The following is a 20,985-nucleotide window of genomic DNA, read 5'->3' as shown; positions in this document are numbered from 1 at the left end:
GCCCCAGCGGAGCTGCTCAGGGCTGGGCCACCGCCTGCTCCAGTGCCGCCTGGATCTGCGGCAGCGAGAGCACACGCCGCCCCCCGTGGCACGAAGACGCCATCCGGAACCAGCGAGTGGAAGTGCGGCGTCACTTGCAACGCCGAGCCGAAGAACTGGATGAACGACACGGCCCCGACCTGCCCGCCACGCAGGCCCTGCCGCCGTGCCCTCCGGCGCTGCAGGGCTTGCCCCCGCGCGCAGGAAGAGGGTGAGGACGTCCGAGACGAGTCCCACGTCCTTGAGCAGCACCCATCGCACTCGGCAGGCCTCTCCCCACCGCGCTCGCCTCCGCCAGCAGTGTGGCGAGGTTGTCCCTCACCGCCTCGTACAGCACCGTCCCCTCCGGCTGCCTCCGCCGGTATGCCCACCTGCGCTCCTCCACCTGCCCCTCCCCGGTCACACCTCGCCAGGGCACACGCTACCGTTCGCCTCCCACGGGCCGCCGTGGAACCCTGCCTGCTTGTGGGGTTCGGGGCCTACGAGAGCAGGAGGCGCAGAAGGGTCGCGGCCCGCGCCGGGTTGCCTCATTCCAGGGCTGCCAGGGCCGCGACGTGCCTTGCTACAGCGTTCTCGCCGGAAGCCTCGGGAGGCGGGTTCGCTTCCCGCCGCCTCCACGGACCCCTTGCAGCGGGCTTGTCGGGGCGCACAACGAAAACGCCCGGGGGCCATGGGGCTCTCGTCGTCACCCCCTGGCGGAGGACGGACTCAGCATTCGCTCGTGGCCGCGGGTTTTGACATCGGAGAACCGGCGCTCTTCCAGGGCCAGCGGAGAGCCGCTGAAATTCGGCATCGATGGCCGTCCGCCGGTGGGCGAGCGCCTTGCCGGGTTGCTGCTGTCCTGCGGACTCTCACTGGGAGAGCACCGGGTTCTCGGGCAGGAGACGGAAGGGAAGCGCGCATGGGGCGGCTTCGCCATCGCGGTGGTGAAGTAGGCGGGGAGAAGGGGAGGAAGGAGTGGAGATGTGACATGCCGTGAAGTTCCCTCGGGTCCGTGGTGCTCGGCCAGGAGGTGGGAGCTGAACGGCTCGGGGATCACGTGCGATTGCCGCTCACCCGGGTTCCCGATGCGTCTGAATCCCGTATCATGGGGATTCTGAACTTTTCTCGACGGGCCATCATGCCCGGAAAGGACTTCTCCATGCTTCGCTCTGGAATCGAGACGCGTCGGCGCCCCTGGGTGCTCGGGCTCACCGTGGCCGTGATGCTGCTGGGGACGCGCAGCTCCGCTCATGAGGCGCCGAAGGCGGAGGCCCCGAAGACGCAGCCGCCGAAGGGAGATGCGGCGAAAGCGGAGGCCGCGAAGAAGGAGACCGCGAAGAAGGCGGCTTCGAAGGAGGTGTCAAAGCAGGCGGCGCCCATCAGCAAGGAGGAACTGGCCCGCCTCGCGAAGGTCAACGAGAAGAACTGCACGAAGGGCGACCTGGAAGGTTGCTACAAGCTGGGTATGGCCTACGCGCAGGGCCAGGGCGTGGCCAAGGATGCGGAACGTTCGGCCTCCTTTTTCAAGAAGGCGTGTGACAAGGGTCATCTGGACGCGTGCAACGGCCTCGGCATCGCCTACATGCAAGGTGCGGGGGTGAAGCAGGATTCGAAGCAGGCCCTCGCCCACTTCGAGAAGACCTGCAACGCGAAGAGCGCGAAGGGGTGCTTCAACGTCGGCATCACCTACGCGATGGGCAATGGGGTGCCGAAGGATCTGGCGCGCGCCGCCACCTTCTACGAGAAGGCCTGCACCGGGGGCGCGGCCGCCGGCTGCTTCAGCCTCGGCCTCGCCTACGCGGACGGTAACGGAGTGACGAAGAATCCGGAGCGTGCCGCGACGCTTCTCACGCAGGCGTGTGACGCGGGAGACATGAACGGCTGCAACATTCTCGGCCACTCCTACATGTCCGGGCTCGGTGTGAAGGAGGACATGAAGCGAGGCGCCAGCCTCTTCGAGAAGGCCTGTGACGCGGGGCTGGCGGGAGGCTGCCTCAACCTGGGCCTCGCCTACCAGCATGGTGATGGAGTGGAGGCGAATCAGGAGCGCGCCAATGCCCTCTTCAAGAAGGGGTGCGACTTCGGGTTCGGCCCCGCCTGCGATGCCCACCGGGAAGCCACGGAAGAGGCGCACTGAGCGGGGACGGGACAACCCCTCATCACCATGAACGTACTCAAGGCATCGAAGCTGTCGCGCTCGTTTCGGGCAGGGGACGAAGAAGTCTGGGCCTTGCGTGACGTGGATCTCGAAGTCCGCGCGGGTGAATTCGTGGCGGTGATGGGGCCCTCGGGGAGCGGGAAGTCCACGCTGATCTCGCTCCTGGCCGGGCTCGAGTCGCCCACATCGGGCGAGGTGTGGCTCGGGGGAGAGCCGCTGCACCAGCAGTCGGACGAGGCCATCAGCCGGCTGCGGCGCACCCGGGTGGGGTTCGTCTTCCAGAGCTACAATCTGGTCCCTGTCCTGACCCTCGAGGAGAACGTCGCGCTGCCCTTCCTGCTCGAGGGCACGCCACCCGCGAGCTATGCGGCGAAGGTGGCGGCGGCGCTCGCGTCCGTCGAGCTCACGCATCGGGCAAAGCATCTGCCTGATCGGGTCAGCGGTGGGGAGAGGCAGCGTGCGGCGGTTGCGCGGGCTCTCGTCGCGGAGCCCATCCTGATCTTCGCGGACGAGCCCACGGGAGCGTTGGATCGTGAGAAGGGGCAGGGCGTGCTGACGCTGTTGCGCCGCGCCTGCACCGAGCAGGGCCGCACCGTGGTGATGGTCACCCACGACGACGAGGCCGCGGGCAGGGCCGACCGGATCATCCGCCTCCGTGATGGGCGCTTGGAGGCCCCATGAACCGGGCGCTCGGGCTGGGGTTCGCGCTGGCGGTCCGCCATGCCTTGCAACGGCCCATGCGGACCCTGGTGACGCTGCTGGGGATCGCGGCCGGGGTCGCGGGGCTTCGCGCCGTGCAACTGGGAACGCAGGGCGCGCTGGACTCCGTCAAGGCGGCCTTCGAGCAGGCGGCCGGGACCACCGCGGTGGCGGTCATTCCACCGGGCGAGTCCCATGTGCCCCTGCCCGCGGGAACGCTCGAGGCGATCGAACGTGTGCCGGGGGTGGAGGCCGCATTGCCCTCGGCCTCGCTCTCCACGGTGCGTGTCGAGGAGCTCGCGGAGTGGCAGGCCCCTCTCTACCCGGGTCAAATCAGCGGCTTGTGGGTCCAAGGCGTTGACTTGACGCGCGAGCCAGGGCGCGGCCGCGTCGTCCCCGTGGAGGGCCAGCCGCTCACGCCGGGGGTGTGGCTGGGCGAGAGCTATGCGCGCGAGCGGGGGCTGCGTCCGGGCTCGACGCTCCGGTTGGTGGCGCCCGGCGGTGAGGTCACCTTCGAGGTGCGGGGGTTGCTCGCCAGGGAAGGACTGGGTGCCCGCAACGGAGGGAGCGTCCTGATCGCGCCCATCGAGTCGGTGCGGCGCGCCTTTGGCCTCGCTCCGGAGGCGATCTCCGAAGTGGCGCTCGTGGTGCCGGATCATCGCATCGACGAGGTGGTGGGGCGTCTGCGGGAGACGCTGGGGGAAGGGGCCTCGGTGGTGCGCCCCGGCGAGCGTGGCAAGGACGTCGCCTTGCGGATGAACAACATGCGGGCGGGGACGGATCTGACCTCCTCGCTGGCGCTCTTCCTGTCCGCCTTCTTGATCTACGGGCTGTATGCCTCGGCCGCCGCCGAGCGCCGCCGTGAGACGGGCATGCTCCGGTGTGTGGGGGCCACGAAGGTCCAGGCGGCACTGCCGCTGCTGTGGGAAGCCCTGATCTGTTCCGTGCCCGGTGCGTTGCTGGGGGCTGTGCTCGGTGCGCCGCTGGCGGCGGGGGTCGCCGAGATCTTCGCCCGGGTAGCCGCCACCGAGGCTCGCCCGCCTCCCTCCGATCCGTGGGGCGCGGTGCTCGTGGCCGCCGCGGGCATCCTGGTGGCCGTGCTCAGCGCGCTCATCCCGGCGATTCAAGGGGCGCGCCAGCCTCCCTTCGACGCCGTTCGCGCGCGGGCAGGCGCCGCCGAGAGCCCCAGCAAGACGGCCACGCTGGCCTGGATGGCGCTCGCGGTGACGGCGCTCGCGGGGCTCTGGCTCTTTCCTCCGCGCTCCTCGGGGCCGATCCTGACCTACTCGCTGGGGCTCCTGTTCATCGCCGGCTGTACCGGCGCCCTCCCGGCCCTCATCGGGCCCATGGCCTCGGGGATGAGTCGTATCGCGGCGCGGTGGTTCGGAGGAGGTTGGGCGCTGGGCGCCGCGGGCCCACGCTGGAGACCGGTGCGCAGCGGACTGGCCGCCGGGGCGGTGCTCTGCGCGGTGGCGATGGTGGGAGGCATGTCCTCGGTGGCGCTGGGCGTTCGCGGGCAGATGGAGGAATGGTCGGATCGGGCGCTCGGGTGGGATCTCTTCGTGCGCAAGCCCTCGGGTCTGGATGAGGCGCTCGTCCGCCAGCTGCAGGCGCTCGAGGGCGTCCGGCGCGCTTCCCCCGTGACCGTCCGGGCCGCGCAAGTGCAGGCCGAGGATGGCAGGACGCTGGGACTGTCGGTGGTGGGAATCTCGGCCCGGGCCTACGCCGAGGAGGGCGCCTACACCGTCGTGGGTGCTTCGGAACCCGATGAGTCGAGAAACCTCGTCCGTTCCATCGAGCAGACCGATCGCGCGTTGGTGACCTCGGTGCTGGCCGAGCAGCTCGGCGTGCGCGCGGGACAACGCCTCACGCTGAAAACCCCCACCGGCCCGCGGACGCTCACCGTGTCGGCGGAGATCGTGGACTACACGCAGAATGGCTTCGCGGTGATCGTCTCGCAGGTGCTGCTAGAGGAGGCCTTTGGGGTCGAGGGGACGGACCTGATGGCCTTGCGCCTCGAGGAACCCCGGCACCTCGCGGCCGTCGAGCGCGCCCTCTCCGCGATGCCAGGCGTGCGAAGCGAGCGTCAGGCGAGTCTCAAGCAGCGCGTGCTCGACATGGTGGATCAGGCCCTGTCGGCGATGGACGGGCTCCTGTTGCTCGCGGGCGTCGTGGGCTTGTTGGCGGTGGGATCGGCCGTCGCACTCTCGGCCTTCGAGCGCCGGGGGGACATCGCGGCGCTGCGCAGCCTGGGGATGGCTCGGAGGCAGGTGGGCGCCATGCTCGTCGCTGAGGCGGTCGTCACCGCGGCGGTGGGCTCCCTGGGGGGAATGGTGGTGGGGATGTTGCTGGCGTGGATCTTCTCGGAAGCCACGCACCGGATGGGCTTCCCGGTGGCCTTCGTTCCGCCCTGGCGAGCGTTGCTGCTGGCGTCGGTAGCGGCCCTCCTGGCGGCCTTGCCCGCGGCCTTCCTCCCGGCGCGCCGGGCGATGCGGATCTCCCCGGCCGAGGCCCTGCGCGAAGGGTGAGGGCTCAGGCCGACGGCTTCGAGGCGCGCTGAAGGACCTTGTCTCCCTCATGGGCTGGAAGCGCGGTGCCCAGCGCCCGATCCATGAACGGCAAGAGGAAGCCGAGGTTCCACGCCACCTTCGCATGGTGGAGGGCGTGGCGCCGGCTCGCGGCCAAGGGATGCCAGGTGCCCTGAGCCGGCACCAGGTCGTAGTTCATGTGCCCCAGGTTGTTGAGCGTCAGGCTCACCACAGGGAAGAGCACGAGCGCGGGGGCGCTGAAATCGAAGAGCGGCAGAACTGGCAGCATGACGCTTCCCAGGAGCACGGCCTCGCCCCAATGGAAGCTGAAGGTCGACCAGGGAGTCGGGGCAACCGAGCGGTGATGGTCGTGGTGGACCTTGCGGTACAGCCAGGGAAGGTGGAGCAAGCGGTGGCACCCATAGAAGTGCACCTCGTTCCACAGCGTCAGCAGCAACAACTCGGCGGGCAATCGGAACAGGTCGACGTTCCAGACGATGTGCGTCCATCCCACCCGGTCCATGGCGACGGCGGCCACGCCGTAGACTCCGAAGATGGCGATCGAGCGCAACGAGCCGCGCACTTCCTCGCCGATCTGACCGGGGCGCACCGGGCGGAGCTCGAGCTTGCGGCCCACACCGAGGGCGGGGAAGACGTGCCCGGTGAGCCACGCGGTCAGCGCGCCCAGCCCGAAGTAGATCGTGGCGAAGCCCACGACGGTGAAGACGTAGATCGCCCACAGGGGCGCCGCTCGCGCCTGGAGCAGCAGCGCGTTCACGACTCACCCGGTGGTGGGGCCTTCCACAGGGAGACGAGTCCATGTCCCGAGGCCGCGAGCCCGCGCGCGTCCAGCTCCTTCTGCCGCCGCTTGTGGTGCACGAGGAGCGCGTGCAGGGCCTCGGACGCCAGGCCATGGAGCACCAGACGCTTGGCGGACCGGAATGCCGAGTCGGGCACCAGGGGGTGGCGGTTGTTCACCAGTGCGAGGTGGGTGGTGTCCCCCAGCAACCGTGCCACGTAGATGGCGATTGTCTCATCGAGCTGGAGCGAGTGGTAGGCCCGGCGGAAGTCACGCTCCGTCAGGAAGAGCTGGTACAGCGGGGTGTAGACCTCGATCGCCGACGACAGGTCGATGAAGTTGGTCCATCTCCGGGGAAGCGGCGCGATGTCGAACGGACCATCGGTGATCATGTCGAAGTTGAGCCGCTTCGGAGGATGCAGGTGGGCGTTCTCACTCCGCAGCGCGGTGTTGAGACGGATGATGAAGTTGTAGAGGTTGAGATCGTGGTTGAGGAAGATCTCCTGCTCCACGTCCTTCAGGAATTTCGGCCGGATGGGGTTGGTGGGGACCTGTACCGGCGAGTTGGCGGCGATGAACGCGAGGATCTCCGAGCCCACGTGGAAGTGGCGGAGGATGAGGAAGTTCGAAGGCGCCGCGACGAAGTACTCGAGTCCCCAGTGGATGAGTTTGTGCAGCAGGGGGGAGCTGGTGAAGGCCCGGGGAATGAAGATCTTCAGGATGCCGATGACGACGATGGCGAAGATCCCCAGGGGCTTGAAGATCCGGTGGAGGACCCTTCGGGAGAACAGCTCCAGATCCTGCAGCAGCGCGGCCCGCACCTGGGGCTGCAGCGGCAGGCTGGTGTCCAGGTAGGCGGCCAGGGAGGGATCCGGATCCCTGGGATCGTGCGTGCGCTCCTGGAAGGGCGCCTGGAAGTCGTGCACCTCCGATGAGGGCGCGGTGTCCGTCGACCTGCGTGGAGCGGTCTCAGCGGGCAGGGACATGAGCGGGAGAATCCTTCACGGAATCCTTCAATCGGGCACGGACGTCGGTGGCGGAGGGGGGCTTCTGGAGCTCGCTCGCGATGCCGAGCAGCGCCAGCAGCCGGATCTCCCACCAGATGACGTCCACCTGACCGCGAAATATATCGGTGCGGGGGCTGCGTGGAAAGCTGTGGTGGTTGGCGTGCCAGCCTTCACCGAAGGTCAAGAAGGCGATCCATGGGTGATTCGTGGCCAGGTGGGTGACGGCGAAGGGGCGGTCTCCGACGAGGTGTGCCGCGCTGTCGATGGCGTCTCCCAGGTTGTAGACGAGGATCTGGGTGGCCAGGAGCATGACCAGCCCCGCGGTCCCTCCGAGCGCCCACGCCGCACCATAGAATCCAGCCACGTGGGCCACGGCGAACGCGAGGTACGGACCGGGACGGCTCACGAACCTGTAGTACGGATCCGCGGCCACATCGGGTGCCAGGTGAACGGACTCCTGGTTGCTGCGCGGCCGATGCCATCCATCGAAGAGCGTGCGCAGCGGACCCGCGAGCGCGTACGCCAGGCACGGAACCCAGTGCGTCTGGCCGATGTACCACCCGTTGTGGGCGTGCCAGAACCCGTGCCGCGGGGAGTGCGGATCCCCCTCCTGGTCCGTGTTCGCGTGATGGCGGCGATGGTTTCCCGCCCACTGCACCGGAGTACCGGCAGGCAGGCCCAGGGTGACAAGGGTCCGTTCGAACCAGGGAGACAGCCGCAGCGCCCGATGACTGAGCGTGCGGTGATACACGAGGCCCACCGCCAGGCCGGCGAGCACCACGTACACCATGCAGAGAACGAGGGCGTTGAGGAGTTGCATCACACGTTTCCCAGCTCCTCGAGCTGCAGGAGGTACAGGCGAGCGGTCACCTTGGCGGTCTTGACCACGCGCTCGACGAGCGCCTCGGTCAGCAGCCCTGACTGGACCGCGGTCTCCAGCTTGTCGAGGTGCGATTCGTCGTTGGAGCCATGGTACAGCAGGAAGGACACCTGCGAGTCCGCGAGTCCCAACTGATCGCGGATGCGCTCTCCCCAACCGCGGGCGAGGCGGCTGCCCAGTCCCTCGATGATGAACATCGCTCCCATGAGATCGAAGGGATTGGGCTGGCTCGCGCGCTGGAACATCCACGCGCTGAGGGCTTCGCTGCCGACATTCTTCTGCCCGTTCTGGATGTCCTCGAGCTTCCCGCCCACCGAGACGTAATCGCGCTCCAGCATCTGGAAGTCCCGGTGTTCCTCGCGGGCATGGGTGATGAAGAGCGAGCGGAGGGAAAACGCCGAGAGCTCGATATGGGAGGCCGCGCGCGCGATCCAGCGTGCCCCCTCGGCGACCTGCTGGCGCAGGTTCAGGAGGAGCAGCCGGTAATCCTCCACCGTGAGCTGTCCACGCTCGAGCCGCGCCACGACGGGCACCTGGTGGAGGCGGGCCTCGAAGTCGATCCACACCCGGGTGAGCTGGCGGACGAGGGAGGCCTGCAACGGATCGGCGGTATCGACTTGAAGGGCGGGCGGTCCCGCCGGGGTCACCGGGGGGAGGGCGGGGCGCACGGGAGCTTCCTGGCCCACCACGGTGAGCAGCATGTAGGAGGCGATGAAGCGGCCGCTCTCCGGCACCATGCAGAAGATGCGTTGACCCGGCCGGAGCTTGCCGGAGTGGAACAACTCCTCGAGCAGCACGTAGATGGACGCGCAGCCCACGTTGCCCTTGGTGTACAGGTTGGTGAACCACTTCTCCTCGGGGATGGAGGCACCGGCCTGGTCCAGGAGCTTGCGGATGTGCTCGCGGAAGAAGTGCGAGGAGTAGTGACACACGAAGTGGTCGAAGTCGGGGGTGAGCCGTCCCCGCTCGAGGAGGTCGAAGTAGCCGTCGACCCCGATCTTCACCATGTTGTCCAGGAGCCTGATGTCCTGCTTGAGGTTGATGGCGCCCTCACGTGAGGCCTCCTCGAAGCTGGGGAAGTCCAGCCACGAGGGCCCGAGCTCCCCCTGGGAGGTGTTGGCGCCGGCATACATGCAGACGTCGTACTGGTGTGCGTGGGAGCGCAGCTCGATCCACTCGAGCTTCAGTGAGAGCCCTTCCGAGCGCGGTGCGGGTTCGAGCACGGCGGCGCCAGCGCCGTCGGACAGCATCCAGCGGAGGAATTCCGTGTCGAAGGGAAGCTCTCCGTCCTCACCGAGCTGGGCGGTGAAGCGCGAGGCCTTGAAGAGGCGGCTGGGAAACTCGCTGGCACAGGCGATGGCGAGCTGTCGCTCCTCTGCCTTGACCTGAAGCATGGCGCTTCGCAGGGCCATGACGCCGCTGGCGCAGACGCCGTGCAGGGACGCGATCTCGCAGGTGGGGTTCTGGAGCTCGCCATGCACCATGCTGCCGAAGCCTGGGACGCAGAGATCTCCCTGGGTGGTGGCGGCGGCGAGGAAATCCACCTGTTCGAGCGGGCGCTGCCGCCGGGTCACCGCGTCTCGCACCGCGAGGGCGGCCATCTCGCTATTGCGGAAGAGGCTGCGCTGCTGCGTGTCGATGGCGTAGTGGCGGGTCTGGATTCCGTTCTGCTTGAGAACGCGGGCGCGGGCGCGCGAGGGCTTACCCTGGATGCGCCCGAGATACTCCTCCATCTCGTCGTTGCCGATGGGTTTGCCGGGGAGAAACGTGCCCAGCGAGGTGATGTAGACGTCGCGAAGAATGACGGCCTCCGGCGCGGAACTGCGAGGGTTGCGCGCCGGAGGTTGCAAGGTCGATGCCGTTCAATCAAGGTCGATGAGGACGATGGGGTGTGCAGCATGTGCAAGAAGGAAGGCAGGACCGCGCAGACCCCTGCACACCGGCGGCGGGAAGCGAACCCGCCGCGGAACTACCCCAGGGCCACGGTTTCGAAAGCGAAGTCACCGGCATGCTCGTCTCCCGGACTGACTGCCCAAGAGGGTCGATCCAATGACTGACAAATGTGAGCGTTATGTTGAAACAAAATGAGGGCCAGGGCGCCAACCCATTGTCATATCAGTCATTTTATTGGGTGTTACCCGGAGTGTGGTTGGTTTGGTGAGGAAGAATGATTCACGAGCGCACCGGTCATCGCTCCGGAGGCGTCCGAGGCGAGGTAGACCGCAAGTCAAGGCCTCGATGGATGCGTGGGCCAGGTTTGAATCCAGTGGTTGACAGTCGGGAATGAAAAATCTACCCTGCGTGAATGTCGGGGGCTCAACGTATCACTGTTCGTGCGTTGCATCGTGGAACCGCGAGCATTGTTCGTGCTCTGGCGCCGCACTTCGATCTCCCTCCCGCGGAGATAGCGGCGCGGTTGTTCCGCGCGCCAGCGGTGCTGGCCACCGGGCTGCCAGCCGAAGTGGCGGAGGCCCTCGCCGGAGCGTTGCGTGAGTCGGGTCTGGAGCTCGACATCGAGCCCGAGGACGCGCCCCTGCCCGAGCCGGGCCCCAGCTACGACGTGGCCTTCTACCTGCGCGACGGCGGACGCTTCCGCGAGGTCGCCCGGGAGCTGGCGCTGGTTCTCGGCTGCTCCCTGGCGGACGCGGCCTCCGCCCTCTGTGCCACGCCGGCGACGGTGCTCGGCGCCGTGTCCCAGGCCACGGTGGATGCGCTGCGCGCGCGCTTCTCGCCCCTGGGCGTGGAGGTGGATGCGAGCAACCCCGCCACCGCCCGCTATGACGTCTTCTATCGTGGCGAGGACGCTGGCGGGCTGGCCACCGTGCGCGCGGTGCTGGGCGCGCTGGGGCTCGAGGTGGGCGCGCCGCCGCTCGTCGCCAGCGGGCTCTCCCAGGCCCAGGCCGCGCAGGTGTGGCGCGAGCTGGCCGCGCGCTCCCTCGTGCGCGTGGTGGACCAGGCCTTCCTGCGCTTCGACCTGAGCCTCACCGAGGCGCCCGCCACCCCCGGATTCGCCGAGCTGCTCGTGCGCGAGACGGGGATGCCCGAGAAGCTGGTGCCGCGGGTGCTCTCCCGGCTGCCCGTGGTGCTTCATGCCGGCCTGAGCGCGAGGGAGCTCCCGGCGCGCGTGGCCCCCCTGGAGGCCGCGGGGGCTCGCGTCTCCGCGCAGCTCATCGTCTTCCGCAGCTTCCGTCTCAAGGTGGAGGAGCTGCGCGACGCCCCCGCCGTCACCGAGCTGCTCGGCTCCGCGCTCGGGTTGCCCGCGGCCGAGGTGCGCACCTCGCTCGCGCGGCTCCCCCACACCTTCGTCCCGCCCCTGGGTGACACCCGGGCGCGGTGGCTCGTGGCCGAGCTGCGCGCGCGGGGCGTCCGCGCCAGCCTGGAGCCGGCATGAGTGCTCCCGCGCTGCATTCCCGTCTGGCAGAGCAGGGCAAGCTGCTCGCGCTCCAGGGCGAGCACTCCGAGGCCCTGCGCCACTACCGCGAGGCGCTGCGTCTGGCCTCCCAGTCCGGCGCGCCCGAGGTGGTGTCGCGCCACTACGCCTGGTGCGTGCTCGAGTCGCTCGAGCGCTCGGGGGCCTTCGAGGAAGTCCTCTCCTTCTGCCAGCGCGTCGAGGCCCACTATTCCCGGCAGCCGCCCTCCACGGAGCTGGCGCGCCTGGACCTGGCCTCCCACCGTGAGCACCAGGGGATGGCCCTGCTCGGGCTCCAGCGCCCCACCGAGGCCCGTGAGCGGCTCGAGGCCGCCGTGGCCCTGGCCGGCCCGGGCCGTCTTCCCCTCTCCGAGCGTGTCCTCTCCTGGCTGCGGGGAGGATTGCACGTCGACGCGCGCCGTCTCGCCCTCGAGCAGGAGCGTCACCGCTACTGGTCCGTCCGTCCCGAGGCCGTCAACCCTTCCATCGCCCTTCCACTCCCTCCACCTGTCGCACCGAGGTAGACCATGCCCAAAGCAGGCAAGATTCTTGCGGACCTCAACGTCGCGGATTTCATCGGTGACATGGCCCTGGCCGTTGCCGACGCCCAGGCGAAGCTGGACCAGAACAGCATCGATCAGTCGCTGCGCCTGGGGCAGACCGTGCTCCCGGGCATGACGCAGAACCTGCTGTCACTCGGGCTCCAGCCGGCCTTCTACCATTTCCAGTACGCCGACCTGGAGATGCACCTCAACATCTACTACTCGACCGCCATCGACTTCGGGGTGAACTTCAACCTCGATCGCGAGAACGAGTCGAGCAACTACGATCTCCAGACGGAGGCCGTCAGCGGCACCGCCACCATCACGGTGCAGGACGGCCAGGGGATCCCTCCCACGGGCAAGGTGGCCCTCACCGCCAATAGCGGCGGACAGCTCACCGTCGGCTCCACCACCTACGCCCTCTATCCCCAGGGCTCGCCCGCTCCCGCCACCGGTGAGCCCGTGGAGCTCGGCACCTCGCTCTGGCAGTCCGCGCAGGAGAGCCTCCTCGTCGCCCTGCGCAACAACTCCGTCTGGACCAACCAGGCCACGGGGGACCTGCAGGGAGTGTTCATGCAGTGGGTGACGGTGTCCGGCGTCACGTCCAGCACCAACCGCCCGGACCTCTACGCCTGTGACAAGGCCACCATCACCGTGCGCACCTCGCCGCAGGGCGCTCCGGGTGACAACTTCGTCATCGCCAGCCTGGACTCGGTGAGCCCTCCGCCCTCGCTGGAGCTGCCCTCGGGCAGCGGCTCGCCCCACACCAGCGCCAACGGCACCGTGGCCGGGGCACTCGCGGAGATCGGCGCCGCCATCGACCCGGGCTTCGTCATGGTGACGGGCGGCGAGTGCAACCGGGCCCTCTTCTTCGACCACGACGAGGACGAGACGCCCCGCGGCTACGGCGCCGACACGCAGCCCCTGGTGACGCTGGACGCGGTGGCGGCGCTGATGGCCGCCTACCCCAGTGCCCGGGTGACGCTGGTGGGGTGGGCGGACATGACTGGCGGCGCCAACAACTACAACAAGGGACTCTCCCTCCGCCGCGCCGAGTCCATGAAGCAGGCGCTGGTGTCGCGCGGGGTGCCCGCCGCGCGCATCGAGAGGCCCGTGGGCAACGGGGCGACGCAAGACTTCAGCGGCACCGACAAGGCCGCCAACCGCCGCGTGGTCATCACCTTCACCGGCCTGCCGGACGTGCTGGTGGCGCGCACCTCGCACCCCACCGCCGCCTGGACGGGCGCTCCCTCGGGGCGGCAGGCCCGCATCGTCCCGCGCACCGCCTCCCCGGGGGCGAGCCCGCCCACCCCCGTCGTCACCTTCCGCGGCCGGGACTACACCGAGGGCACTGACTTCCAGGTGGGCGCCACCGCCGAGTCCACCGCCGAGAACCTCGCCAACGCCATCCGCACCGCCAACGCGAACACCGCCTACGGCGCCTTCAACCGCGGAGACCGCATCTACCTCCACGGTCCCGGTGACTACGCGCTCTACACGCTCTTCGCCCGCACGCCCACCGCGCCCACGCTCTCGGCCGCGGGCAGCGTGCGCGTGGCCGAGCCCTTCGGCAACGGCAGTCCCCCCGCCTCGCCCCAGGTCCGCGACACCGTCGTCATCGAGTCGGTGCAGCTCGTGGCGGTGGGGGTGGGCACCACGCCCCAGGCCAACGAGTTCGCCCTCGGCGTCTCCGCGGCCGAGACGGCGCGGAACCTCGCGGATGCCATCAACGCCGGGGCCGCCGCTGGAACCCTGCCCGCGGGCATGCGCGCCCAGGCCGCCGGCAACACCGTGAACCTCACCGGGCCCACTGGCACCATGCTCGGCACGAGCAACCGCAATGCCTTCCTCCTGTCCGGCCCCCGCATCGGCGGCCGCAGCTCCGTGTCCCGCAAGGAGACCTCGGACCGGGAGCTGCGCGCCCTCAACGTGGACGCCCACCTCTCGGTGAAGCACGAGCTGAACGTCTCCGGCAGCTCCACCATCAAGGCCCGCCTGGTCGCCGTCCCCGCGCCCCCCCAGTTCCTCCAGGCCATCGGCGACTACCTCGAGCGCTGGTACCCGTAAGGAGCCTCCATGCCCAACAACACCACCCAGGGACAACGGGCGCTGATGACGGTGCTCGACACGCCGCTGCCCGACCTCGTCCGGAGGCTCGGGCTCGCGGTGGCCGAGGCCCAACAGGCGCTCGACGTCAACTCGCTCACCATCGCCCAGCGCATGGCCGAGCCCAACGTGGATCTCGGCGACGGAAGGATGCGCAGCCTGCTGGGGCTGGGCTTCACTCCTTCCTTCTATGCCTTCTCCGAGGCCACCCTCGAGGCCAAGCTCACCTTCACCATCCGCGAGTCCACCGAGTTCTCCGTGGGGGCCTCCGCGTCCGGCGGGTACGCGGGCATCTTCTCCGCCTCGGTGAACGCCGAGTACAGCCGCAAGTATGGTTTCGAGGTGCAGGGCTCCAGCTCCATCGCCGCGCGCCTGGTGTCGCTGCCTCCACCCGCGCGGCTCCACCAACTGCTCAATGAGATCGCCGCCTCCCAGGAGGCCTCGCCGGCCCCGGCCTCCTCGGGTTCCTCCTCCTCCGGCGGTTCCACCACCTCCTCCGGTTCCACCTCTTCCGGCGGCTCCACCTCCGCCTAGAAACCTTCCAGGAAGCAATCCATGCGAGACATCGGCCAGGAACTGTTGAACGTCCCCATGGGGGACATGATTCGGGAGATGGCGCTCGCCATCGCCGACGCCCAGCTCGAGCTGGACAAGAGCAGCATGCTCGTCGCCGAGATGATGAGCGGCGAGGCGCTGCTGCGCGACGCCGACGGCAACGTGCTCACGGAGAAGGACCCCTCCACCGGCAAGCAGGTGCCCCAGAAGGTGAGCACCACCGTCAACTTCGCCGGTGAGCAGACGTCGATGATGGCGCTGGGCTTCAACCCCACCTTCTACCAGTTCGTCGACACCATCATCGAAGTGAAGATCGCCGTGAAGATGACGGAGAGCACCACCTCGTCCATCTCCTCCAAGACGCAGACGACGCGCAACGCCGCCACCGGCCTGCGCACCCTCTTCAAGCGTCCCGGTACGGTGCAGGCCGTGGTGAGCACCGTGGATGCCTCCTACACGCGCAAGTACGACTACAGCGCCGAGGGCTCCAGCCTGCTGCGCACCAAGCTCGTCCCCGTGCCGCCGCCGGCCATCCTCGAGGAGCGCATCCGCGACGTCATGGCGCAGAAGCGCGCGGCCGCCGAGTCGTCCTCGTCCACCGTCACGCCCACCAAGTAATCCCCCGGGAGTCAGATCATGCCCACGACCACGCCTCCCAGGGACAGCATCGGCCAGGAGCTGCTCAACGTCCCCTTCGGGGAGATGGTGCGCAACCTCGGCCTGGCCATCGCGGATGCGCAGTACGCGCTGGATAGCTCCTCGTTGAAGATCGCCCAGCTCATGGCCGGCTACCGCATCGACGAGAACGGCGCCGCCGTGCGCGACGCGGGCGGCTTCGTGAAGCTCGGCAACACCGAGTACCCCCTGCTGCTGCTGGGCTTCTCGCCCAGCTTCTACCAATTCGTGGAGACCATCATCGAGGTGAAGATGGAGATCTCCATGCACGAGTCGGACGAGCAGACCACCACCACCCGGGACCGGAAGGTGGACCGCGACAAGGGCATCCTCACCACGCTGGTGAAGGGGCACAAGAGCCACGTCACCACGGTGACGGCGAAGCACTCGCAGAAGTACAGCTACAGCGCCGAGGGCTCGAGCCTCATCCGCACCAAGCTGGTGCCCATTCCGCCCCCAGCGGCCCTGCAACAGATCGCCTCGGAGATCGCCAAGAATCTCAAGGGGACGACGGAGTCGAGCTCCGACATCGGCACGCGGGTGAACGACGCGGCCGCCAACGTCGGCTGACGAGCCCGGCTCATGTCGCACGTCCGCTGGGAGGATCTGCTCGACGAGGAGGAGCAGGGGACAGGAGCGGAGCCGGAGGCCGCGTCCGGTCCGCCTGCGCCCCAGGGCCCCCCCACGTCCTCGGTGACGGGAGCCTCGCCGGAGTCCACACCGGAGCAGGAGCCGCTGGCTCTGGACGCGCTGCCACGCCTGTCGCTGGAGGCGGTGGCCGGCACGGACCCGGAGCTGGCGGAGCTGCTGCGGGAGCGCCGGCAGCTCGAGGGGAAGATGAACGCGCTGCTCGGCGTGGAGGATGCGCCGGTGGACGCGCGGCTGGCGAAGCAGTTTCCGGTGGTGGAGCACACGCCGGAGACGCGCATCGCCGATCGGCGGCAGCACGAGCGGGAGACGGCGCAACGGCTGCTGGAGCAGAAGCTGTACGCGCGGCGGAGGGTGGAGCGCGAGGAGGCCGAGCGGGTGGAGGAGCTGCGGCGGCGGCGGGTGGAGTCGGGGCGGACGCAGCGGCGCAAGCAGGCACGGGAGGCGGCGAAGCGTCAGGAGCAGGCACGCAAGGCGCAGGAGCGGATGCGGTTGGCGGTGAGGCTGGCGGAGCGGTTGATGCAGACGAACGCGGGCACGGGCGGCCGGCCGAAACTCCCGGAAGAGCGGCTGCGCCAGGTGCGCGGCGCGGTGGAGGCGGCGCATGCCAGGCCCCGTCTGCCGCTGACGATGGGGAAGGGCACGGGAATGCAGCTCCCCAGCGGTGTGCGGGCGGGCGTGGAGTCGTTCGTGCGCGGGCAGTTGTCACGGCGGGGTCTGTCCGGTGGGGGTGGTGGCGGACTGGACCCGAGCTCGATGGACGTGGATGCGCTGATGGAGCGGGGCCTGAAGATGGCGGGCATGGACATGGACACGCTCATGGCCATGGAGGGGATGGACATGGACGGCATGGACATGGAGGGGATGGACGTGGACGGCATGGACATGGATGGCGGCACGCGGGACGACGTGAGCACCCGGACCCGGCGTGGCCGAGGAGCGATGGATGAGTGACGTGACGACGCAGGCCCAGGATCTGTTCGGGACCCTGGACGAGTATTTGATCAACCTGGCGGATGGGCTGGCGCAGGCGCAGCAGGAGCTGGGGCAGTTGTCCGCGGCGGGAGCGCCCGGGAGGCAATTCACCTATTACGTCCCGAAGCTCGAGTTCGAGCTGCGGATGGATCTGAAGGTGGAGACGGAGACCCGGACCTCCGGCACGGGGGTATCAGCCAAGGTGCTGAAGATGAAGCCGGTGCGGGTGGTGGACACGGCGCAGACCCAGACGAGCGCGGGCATCGTCAGCGTCATCCGCGGCAGCTTCGTGGCGGTGCCGGCCAACGAGGGGCTCCCGGCGACGCTGCTCGAGGCGGTGATGGAGAAGGACACGGCCGGACGGCCGGTGGTGGTGGCGCGGGTACGCAACGCCGCGGGCGAGCCGGTGGTGGGACTGGAGGTGGAGTTCAACCTGGATCGCGCGGGCACGCAGCGGCTCTCCGGCCGGGCGCCCCTCGCGGCGACGGACGTGTCGCTGGCGGTGGTGGGCACGGATGCGGCGGGTGAGGCCCGGACGAACCTGCGCCTGGCGGATGGCGAGCTGGCGAAGACGCTCGTGGTGACGGTGGACGCGGGTCCGCGCATGGCCGTCGTGGCCTACGAGGCGGCGTCATGAGGGTGATGGCCAAGGTCGTCACGGCCACGGGCGCTCCAGCGGCGGGCCGCAAGGCGGCGTGGTGGGTGCCCACGAAGACGGGCACCTTCGAGCTCTGGGACGAGGGCGTGACGAGCAAGGACGGCGTGCTCGACATGGACGTGAGCCGGGCCAGCTTCGGCGCCCACCTGCGGCTGGACGGCGCCATGGTGGCGGCCTATCCGGTGCGCTTCACCGGCAGCGTGTATGACCTGGGCGTGCTCGTGCTGCTGGAGCCGACGCGCAAGGAGATCCGCGCCGTGTCCGCGGGGGCGTACGTGGCCCCCGCCCCTCCCGCGGACAACGAGGCGCCCGGCGGCGTGGACCTGGAGGCGCGGCTGAAGGCCTCGGGAGTCCAGATCGAGGCGGCCAGGGCGAAGCTGACCGAGGTGAGTCTCACCCAGGTGCGGGTGAAGTGGTCGGAGACGACGGCCACCGGCGCGCTGGAGGCCGAGGCCCAGTTCGAGCAGCCACCTCCGAAGGCCCCGGTGGAAACACCCCCGGCCAGCACTCCGGCGCGGCCCGTGCCGGACCTGCGGGGGCTGACACCCGCGGCGGCCCAACGCGCGGCGGCGGCGGTGGGGCTGCGCGTGGAGGTGACGCCGCTCTTCGTCGCAGAGCCCGAGCGTCATGGCCGGGTGCAGCGGCAGGTGCCCGAGCCCCATACCGAGATCACCACTCCCACCGTGCGTGTCTACGTGGGCCGCAATCCGGAGGAATGAGTCATGGCGGACCCGAAGGATCTACCGCAGTTGGAGTCACTGAGCGCGCCGCTGGGGGCGTTGATCTCCTCGGTGGGGCGGAGCGTGGCGCAGGCGCAACGCGAGCTGGACGAGGCGACGCTGGAGCACCTGCGCGCCATCTACGAGTCCGACGAGGGGCTGGCGGCGGAGCTGCAGCGGATCGGCTACCGGCCCACGTGGTACCACATCCCGGAGGCCGAGGCGGAGATCGCCGTGGCGCTGTCGATCACCGCCGAGGAGCAGACGCAGGGGACGCAGGGGCGCTCGCGGGTGAAGATGTATGGGGCGCCCATGGACGCGAGCTACACCAACCGGTTCGGCTACAGCCTGTCCGCGCAGTCGCGGCTGAAGTTCCGGGTGGTGCCCGTGCCGCCCTCGCCCCAGGCGGAGGCGCTGGTGGTGGTGCCAGCGGTGGTGGGCAAGACGGTGGCGGATGGGCGGGCGTTGCTGCAGGCGCTGGGCGTGCCCCATCGCTTCCCCACGGACGCGGGTGACACGGAGGTCATCGCGAGTGCCTCGGCGCTGCCGGGGACGGTGCTTCCCCCGGGCGGCGAGCTGGTGCTCATCCTCAAGCGGCGCTGGGAGCCGGCGCCAGTCCCCGGACCCATCACCCGGCAGCCCCCCATCCTGACGACCATGGAGCCCGTGCCGGAGTCGCCGGAGAAGAAATAGCCACATGCAGGCCGACGGTGGAAACACGGAGGGAGCCCTGAGCCTGGACGCGCTGCTCGCGCAGATCGCCAGCGAGCTGGAGCGGGTGCACGCGCATCTGGCGGGAGGGCCTCTCCGGCTCGGGCCGGTGGAGGTGGTGCTGCGGGGTGGGGTGTCCACGGACGCCACGGGCGCGTCGTTCCGGACCGGCGGGGAGGGGGAGGTGAGGGCGTACTTCGTGGGAGTGGAGCCCCCGGGCCTGGCGCCAGTGACGCCGGAGCTCCTCGGTCTGACCCGGTCCGCGGCGGCGCGGCGGGCCCGGGCCGCGGGGGCGGGGCTGGTGGTGACGGTGGTGCCGTGCGTGTCGGCGGAGCTGGCGGGCAGGGTGTGCTGGCAGCGTCCCGAAGCGGGTGCGCCCCAGGTCTCGGGGCGCATCGCCATCGGGGTGTACTCGGTGGGCCGTTAGTCTGGCTCTCCGGCTACGGCAAGGGGAGGAAGATGGGGGAGCAGAACTCGTTGAGGGGCTGCGTGGTGCCGGCCGGATTCAACAGATCCAGGAACGAGTCGCTGTCGGCGGGGGACAGGTTGGTGAGGATGTCCGCGGCGCGATCGTAGAAGCGGGACACGAGCATTTCGTCCTTCGTGAGGTTGTTGGGGTACCCGGCGGTGGAGTTCGCCAGGAAGACCTTCAGCACCTGGGCGAAGGTGAGCGCTGGCGGGTTGCAGCTATAGGCGATGGGCGACGGAGCCCTCGCGACGAGATAGGTGGGGGTGGATGCCGTGCCGCCCGTCCACGCCGTCTTGAAGGTGTAGTCGTCCAGAGCGGCCGTGGTCATGATGTGGAAGGCCGACCACCAGCCCATGTCGTGGCGCTGCACCAGGCTGAGGCTGGTGAGGGGCGTGCCGCCGATGCCTCGGGTCAGCCGCTCCCGGTTGTAGGGCAGCCGCGGCGTCTCTCCGAAGATGAGCTGCTGGAGCTTGTCGCTGCCGTACTCGGCGAAACCCTCGTGGAAGGCCACCCAGGGCTCGTCCACCAGGCCGTGCGTGCTGCCGTTCTCCATCAGCTCCCAGGCCAGGCCCAGCTCGCCACTCACGTGCTGGTAGGCCCAGATGTGCATCAGCTCGTGATAGAGCGTGCTGATGTTGAAGTGGCTCTCGAAGATGTAGATGACCTGCGTGGCCGGGTTGGCGTAGCTGGCCTCGACGGTGTCGGAGACCACGTCGCTGTTGTGCGGGAACTTGACGCGGATCTGCGAGGTGAAGGCGCGATCCGGACCGTAGCCGTTGATCTTCTCGATGGCCTTCTGGTACGCGACCCAGATGTCGGCATGATCACGCGCCTCCTTGAGGTTCAGGTCGCGTGGGCCGGTGGACGAGAAGGTCCTCGTGCCCACGTCCAGCGTGCCGGGGCCGTGATCCACCGTCTCGTCCTCGAAGATGAGGTACCACTTCACCTTGGTGGTGGAGGACGTGGCCGTCTCGTGCCGCACCTCCAGGTCGTCGCTCTGGAACTTCACCTCGATCTTGTAGCGGTGGTCGTAGCAGGCCTTGCTCTGCGTCAACGAGAACTCACCCAGCGAGTTCGTCGTCACCTCGTCCCAGACCGCGTACCAGCCCCACACGCCCAGCACCTTCGCCTTGCCGGAGATCTGCACCTTCACGCCCTTGAGCGGCGAGGTGCCATAGGCATTGACCAGCTCCGAGAGCTGATGCTGCACGGCCAGCTTACCCTTGATGGTGTAGGTGCAATCGGCCCTCGCGCTGTCCGCGGTGAGCAGCAGCGCCAACCCCATGAGCACGGCGTGGGATGTCTTCGTGAAGCCCTTCATCCAGTGCATGTGTGCCTCTCCATGTCGGGAATGCGCCGGCGGATGCCGGTGCTTGAGGGGGCAGGGTCCATCCACCTGCAATCCGGAGAATCCAGAATTGCCCCC

21 protein-coding genes are annotated in these 20,985 nt (G+C 69.1%); 15 read left to right on the top strand and 6 right to left on the bottom strand.

Features of this window, described 5'->3' with window-relative positions:
• Nucleotides 1–134 (bottom strand): hypothetical protein (locus Q664_RS62970; RefSeq protein ID WP_369406338.1); only part of this gene is annotated, 134 nt, incomplete at its 3' end.
• A gap of 639 nt (nt 135–773) precedes the next feature.
• Here Q664_RS62970 and Q664_RS21655 point away from each other — a divergent pair.
• The 4 genes from Q664_RS21655 to Q664_RS21640 all read left to right on the top strand — a co-directional run bounded on the left by Q664_RS21655 (nt 774) and on the right by Q664_RS21640 (nt 5,406).
• Nucleotides 774–974 carry a hypothetical protein gene (locus Q664_RS21655; protein WP_043398692.1) on the top strand — a complete coding sequence of 67 codons (201 nt, stop codon included), beginning with the start codon at nt 774–776 and terminating at the stop codon, nt 972–974.
• Between the two features lie 206 nt (nt 975–1,180).
• Nucleotides 1,181–2,158 (top strand): tetratricopeptide repeat protein, encoded by a 978-nt coding sequence (locus tag Q664_RS21650; protein ID WP_152622256.1) that lies wholly within the window; start codon nt 1,181–1,183, stop codon nt 2,156–2,158.
• Nucleotides 2,159–2,185: 27 nt separating this feature from the next.
• Complete coding sequence (locus Q664_RS21645) at nt 2,186–2,860, top strand: ABC transporter ATP-binding protein (RefSeq protein ID WP_043398689.1); 675 nt, start codon at nt 2,186–2,188, stop codon at nt 2,858–2,860.
• The gene (locus Q664_RS21640) at nt 2,857–5,406 is read left to right on the top strand and encodes an FtsX-like permease family protein (RefSeq protein WP_043398686.1); all 2,550 of its coding nucleotides are present in this window, start codon (nt 2,857–2,859) and stop codon (nt 5,404–5,406) included. Before Q664_RS21645 ends, Q664_RS21640 begins: the two co-directional genes overlap by 4 nt.
• A 4-nt stretch (nt 5,407–5,410) precedes the next feature.
• Here Q664_RS21640 and Q664_RS21635 read toward each other — a convergent pair whose 3' ends face one another.
• The 4 genes from Q664_RS21635 to Q664_RS21620 are packed head-to-tail and all read right to left on the bottom strand — an operon-like array spanning nt 5,411 to nt 9,942.
• Complete coding sequence (locus Q664_RS21635) at nt 5,411–6,184, bottom strand: sterol desaturase family protein (protein ID WP_235216806.1); 774 nt, start codon at nt 6,182–6,184, stop codon at nt 5,411–5,413.
• On the bottom strand, nt 6,181–7,191 hold the full coding sequence (locus tag Q664_RS21630; RefSeq protein WP_200883739.1) for a DUF6999 family protein: 1,011 nt from the start codon (nt 7,189–7,191) through the stop codon (nt 6,181–6,183). The genes Q664_RS21635 and Q664_RS21630 overlap by 4 nt, the downstream gene beginning before the upstream one ends.
• On the bottom strand, nt 7,175–8,032 hold the full coding sequence (locus Q664_RS21625; RefSeq protein ID WP_152622255.1) for an acyl-CoA desaturase: 858 nt from the start codon (nt 8,030–8,032) through the stop codon (nt 7,175–7,177). The genes Q664_RS21630 and Q664_RS21625 overlap by 17 nt, the downstream gene beginning before the upstream one ends.
• Nucleotides 8,032–9,942 carry a 3-oxoacyl-[acyl-carrier-protein] synthase III C-terminal domain-containing protein gene (locus tag Q664_RS21620; RefSeq protein ID WP_235216805.1) on the bottom strand — a complete coding sequence of 637 codons (1,911 nt, stop codon included), beginning with the start codon at nt 9,940–9,942 and terminating at the stop codon, nt 8,032–8,034. The genes Q664_RS21625 and Q664_RS21620 overlap by 1 nt, the downstream gene beginning before the upstream one ends.
• Before the next feature lie 488 nt (nt 9,943–10,430).
• Between Q664_RS21620 and Q664_RS21615 the strand changes: the two genes are divergently transcribed.
• The 11 genes from Q664_RS21615 to Q664_RS21565 are packed head-to-tail and all read left to right on the top strand — an operon-like array spanning nt 10,431 to nt 19,517.
• Complete coding sequence (locus Q664_RS21615; RefSeq protein WP_160174470.1) at nt 10,431–11,483, top strand: hypothetical protein; 1,053 nt, start codon at nt 10,431–10,433, stop codon at nt 11,481–11,483.
• The gene (locus tag Q664_RS21610; RefSeq protein WP_043398682.1) at nt 11,480–12,025 is read left to right on the top strand and encodes a hypothetical protein; all 546 of its coding nucleotides are present in this window, start codon (nt 11,480–11,482) and stop codon (nt 12,023–12,025) included. Before Q664_RS21615 ends, Q664_RS21610 begins: the two co-directional genes overlap by 4 nt.
• A 3-nt stretch (nt 12,026–12,028) precedes the next feature.
• A complete protein-coding gene (locus Q664_RS52440) occupies nt 12,029–14,110 on the top strand; it encodes an OmpA family protein (RefSeq protein ID WP_052518470.1) in 2,082 nt (693 codons plus the stop codon).
• Between the two features lie 9 nt (nt 14,111–14,119).
• Nucleotides 14,120–14,683, top strand: a complete 564-nt coding sequence (locus Q664_RS21600; RefSeq protein ID WP_052518469.1) for a hypothetical protein — start codon at nt 14,120–14,122, stop codon at nt 14,681–14,683.
• Between the two features lie 21 nt (nt 14,684–14,704).
• Entirely contained in the window at nt 14,705–15,322 is a 618-nt protein-coding gene (locus tag Q664_RS21595; protein WP_052518468.1) for a hypothetical protein, read from the top strand.
• An 18-nt stretch (nt 15,323–15,340) separates the two neighbouring features.
• Nucleotides 15,341–15,949, top strand: a complete 609-nt coding sequence (locus Q664_RS21590) for a hypothetical protein (RefSeq protein WP_052518467.1) — start codon at nt 15,341–15,343, stop codon at nt 15,947–15,949.
• Between the two features lie 12 nt (nt 15,950–15,961).
• On the top strand, nt 15,962–16,981 hold the full coding sequence (locus tag Q664_RS59230) for a hypothetical protein (protein ID WP_043398680.1): 1,020 nt from the start codon (nt 15,962–15,964) through the stop codon (nt 16,979–16,981).
• Nucleotides 16,974–17,639, top strand: coding sequence for a hypothetical protein (locus Q664_RS21580; protein WP_043398678.1), 666 nt, complete (start codon nt 16,974–16,976; stop codon nt 17,637–17,639). The genes Q664_RS59230 and Q664_RS21580 overlap by 8 nt, the downstream gene beginning before the upstream one ends.
• On the top strand, nt 17,636–18,379 hold the full coding sequence (locus tag Q664_RS21575; RefSeq protein ID WP_043398676.1) for a PASTA domain-containing protein: 744 nt from the start codon (nt 17,636–17,638) through the stop codon (nt 18,377–18,379). Before Q664_RS21580 ends, Q664_RS21575 begins: the two co-directional genes overlap by 4 nt.
• Nucleotides 18,380–18,382: 3 nt before the next feature.
• Nucleotides 18,383–19,072 (top strand): PASTA domain-containing protein, encoded by a 690-nt coding sequence (locus Q664_RS21570; RefSeq protein ID WP_043398673.1) that lies wholly within the window; start codon nt 18,383–18,385, stop codon nt 19,070–19,072.
• Nucleotides 19,073–19,076: 4 nt separating this feature from the next.
• Nucleotides 19,077–19,517, top strand: a complete 441-nt coding sequence (locus tag Q664_RS21565; RefSeq protein WP_043398670.1) for a hypothetical protein — start codon at nt 19,077–19,079, stop codon at nt 19,515–19,517.
• Between the two features lie 13 nt (nt 19,518–19,530).
• Here Q664_RS21565 and Q664_RS21560 read toward each other — a convergent pair whose 3' ends face one another.
• On the bottom strand, nt 19,531–20,889 hold the full coding sequence (locus Q664_RS21560; protein WP_043398667.1) for a hypothetical protein: 1,359 nt from the start codon (nt 20,887–20,889) through the stop codon (nt 19,531–19,533).
• Between the last annotated feature and the right edge of the window lie 96 nt (nt 20,890–20,985).

The organism is Archangium violaceum Cb vi76, assembly GCF_000733295.1.
GTDB classification, from domain to species: domain Bacteria; phylum Myxococcota; class Myxococcia; order Myxococcales; family Myxococcaceae; genus Archangium; species Archangium violaceum.
This window is presented reverse-complemented; position numbering and strand designations above follow the sequence as displayed.

Bases quoted from the DNA above. Each gene is read 5' to 3' on its own strand.
- Q664_RS21645 (WP_043398689.1), top strand. From the start codon at position 2,186: ATGAACGTACTCAAGGCATCGAAGCTGTCGCGCTCGTTTCGGGCAGGG.
- Q664_RS21640 (WP_043398686.1), top strand. From the start codon at position 2,857: ATGAACCGGGCGCTCGGGCTGGGGTTCGCGCTGGCGGTCCGCCATGCC.
- Q664_RS59230 (WP_043398680.1), top strand. From the start codon at position 15,962: ATGTCGCACGTCCGCTGGGAGGATCTGCTCGACGAGGAGGAGCAGGGG.
- Q664_RS21600 (WP_052518469.1), top strand. From the start codon at position 14,120: ATGCCCAACAACACCACCCAGGGACAACGGGCGCTGATGACGGTGCTC.
- Q664_RS21595 (WP_052518468.1), top strand. From the start codon at position 14,705: ATGCGAGACATCGGCCAGGAACTGTTGAACGTCCCCATGGGGGACATG.
- Q664_RS21570 (WP_043398673.1), top strand. From the start codon at position 18,383: ATGGCGGACCCGAAGGATCTACCGCAGTTGGAGTCACTGAGCGCGCCG.
- Q664_RS21580 (WP_043398678.1), top strand. From the start codon at position 16,974: ATGAGTGACGTGACGACGCAGGCCCAGGATCTGTTCGGGACCCTGGAC.
- Q664_RS21625 (WP_152622255.1), bottom strand. From the start codon at position 8,032: ATGCAACTCCTCAACGCCCTCGTTCTCTGCATGGTGTACGTGGTGCTC.
- Q664_RS21575 (WP_043398676.1), top strand. From the start codon at position 17,636: ATGAGGGTGATGGCCAAGGTCGTCACGGCCACGGGCGCTCCAGCGGCG.
- Q664_RS52440 (WP_052518470.1), top strand. From the start codon at position 12,029: ATGCCCAAAGCAGGCAAGATTCTTGCGGACCTCAACGTCGCGGATTTC.
- Q664_RS21610 (WP_043398682.1), top strand. From the start codon at position 11,480: ATGAGTGCTCCCGCGCTGCATTCCCGTCTGGCAGAGCAGGGCAAGCTG.
- Q664_RS21560 (WP_043398667.1), bottom strand. From the start codon at position 20,889: ATGCACTGGATGAAGGGCTTCACGAAGACATCCCACGCCGTGCTCATG.
- Q664_RS21630 (WP_200883739.1), bottom strand. From the start codon at position 7,191: ATGTCCCTGCCCGCTGAGACCGCTCCACGCAGGTCGACGGACACCGCG.
- Q664_RS21590 (WP_052518467.1), top strand. From the start codon at position 15,341: ATGCCCACGACCACGCCTCCCAGGGACAGCATCGGCCAGGAGCTGCTC.
- Q664_RS21650 (WP_152622256.1), top strand. From the start codon at position 1,181: ATGCTTCGCTCTGGAATCGAGACGCGTCGGCGCCCCTGGGTGCTCGGG.
- Q664_RS21565 (WP_043398670.1), top strand. From the start codon at position 19,077: ATGCAGGCCGACGGTGGAAACACGGAGGGAGCCCTGAGCCTGGACGCG.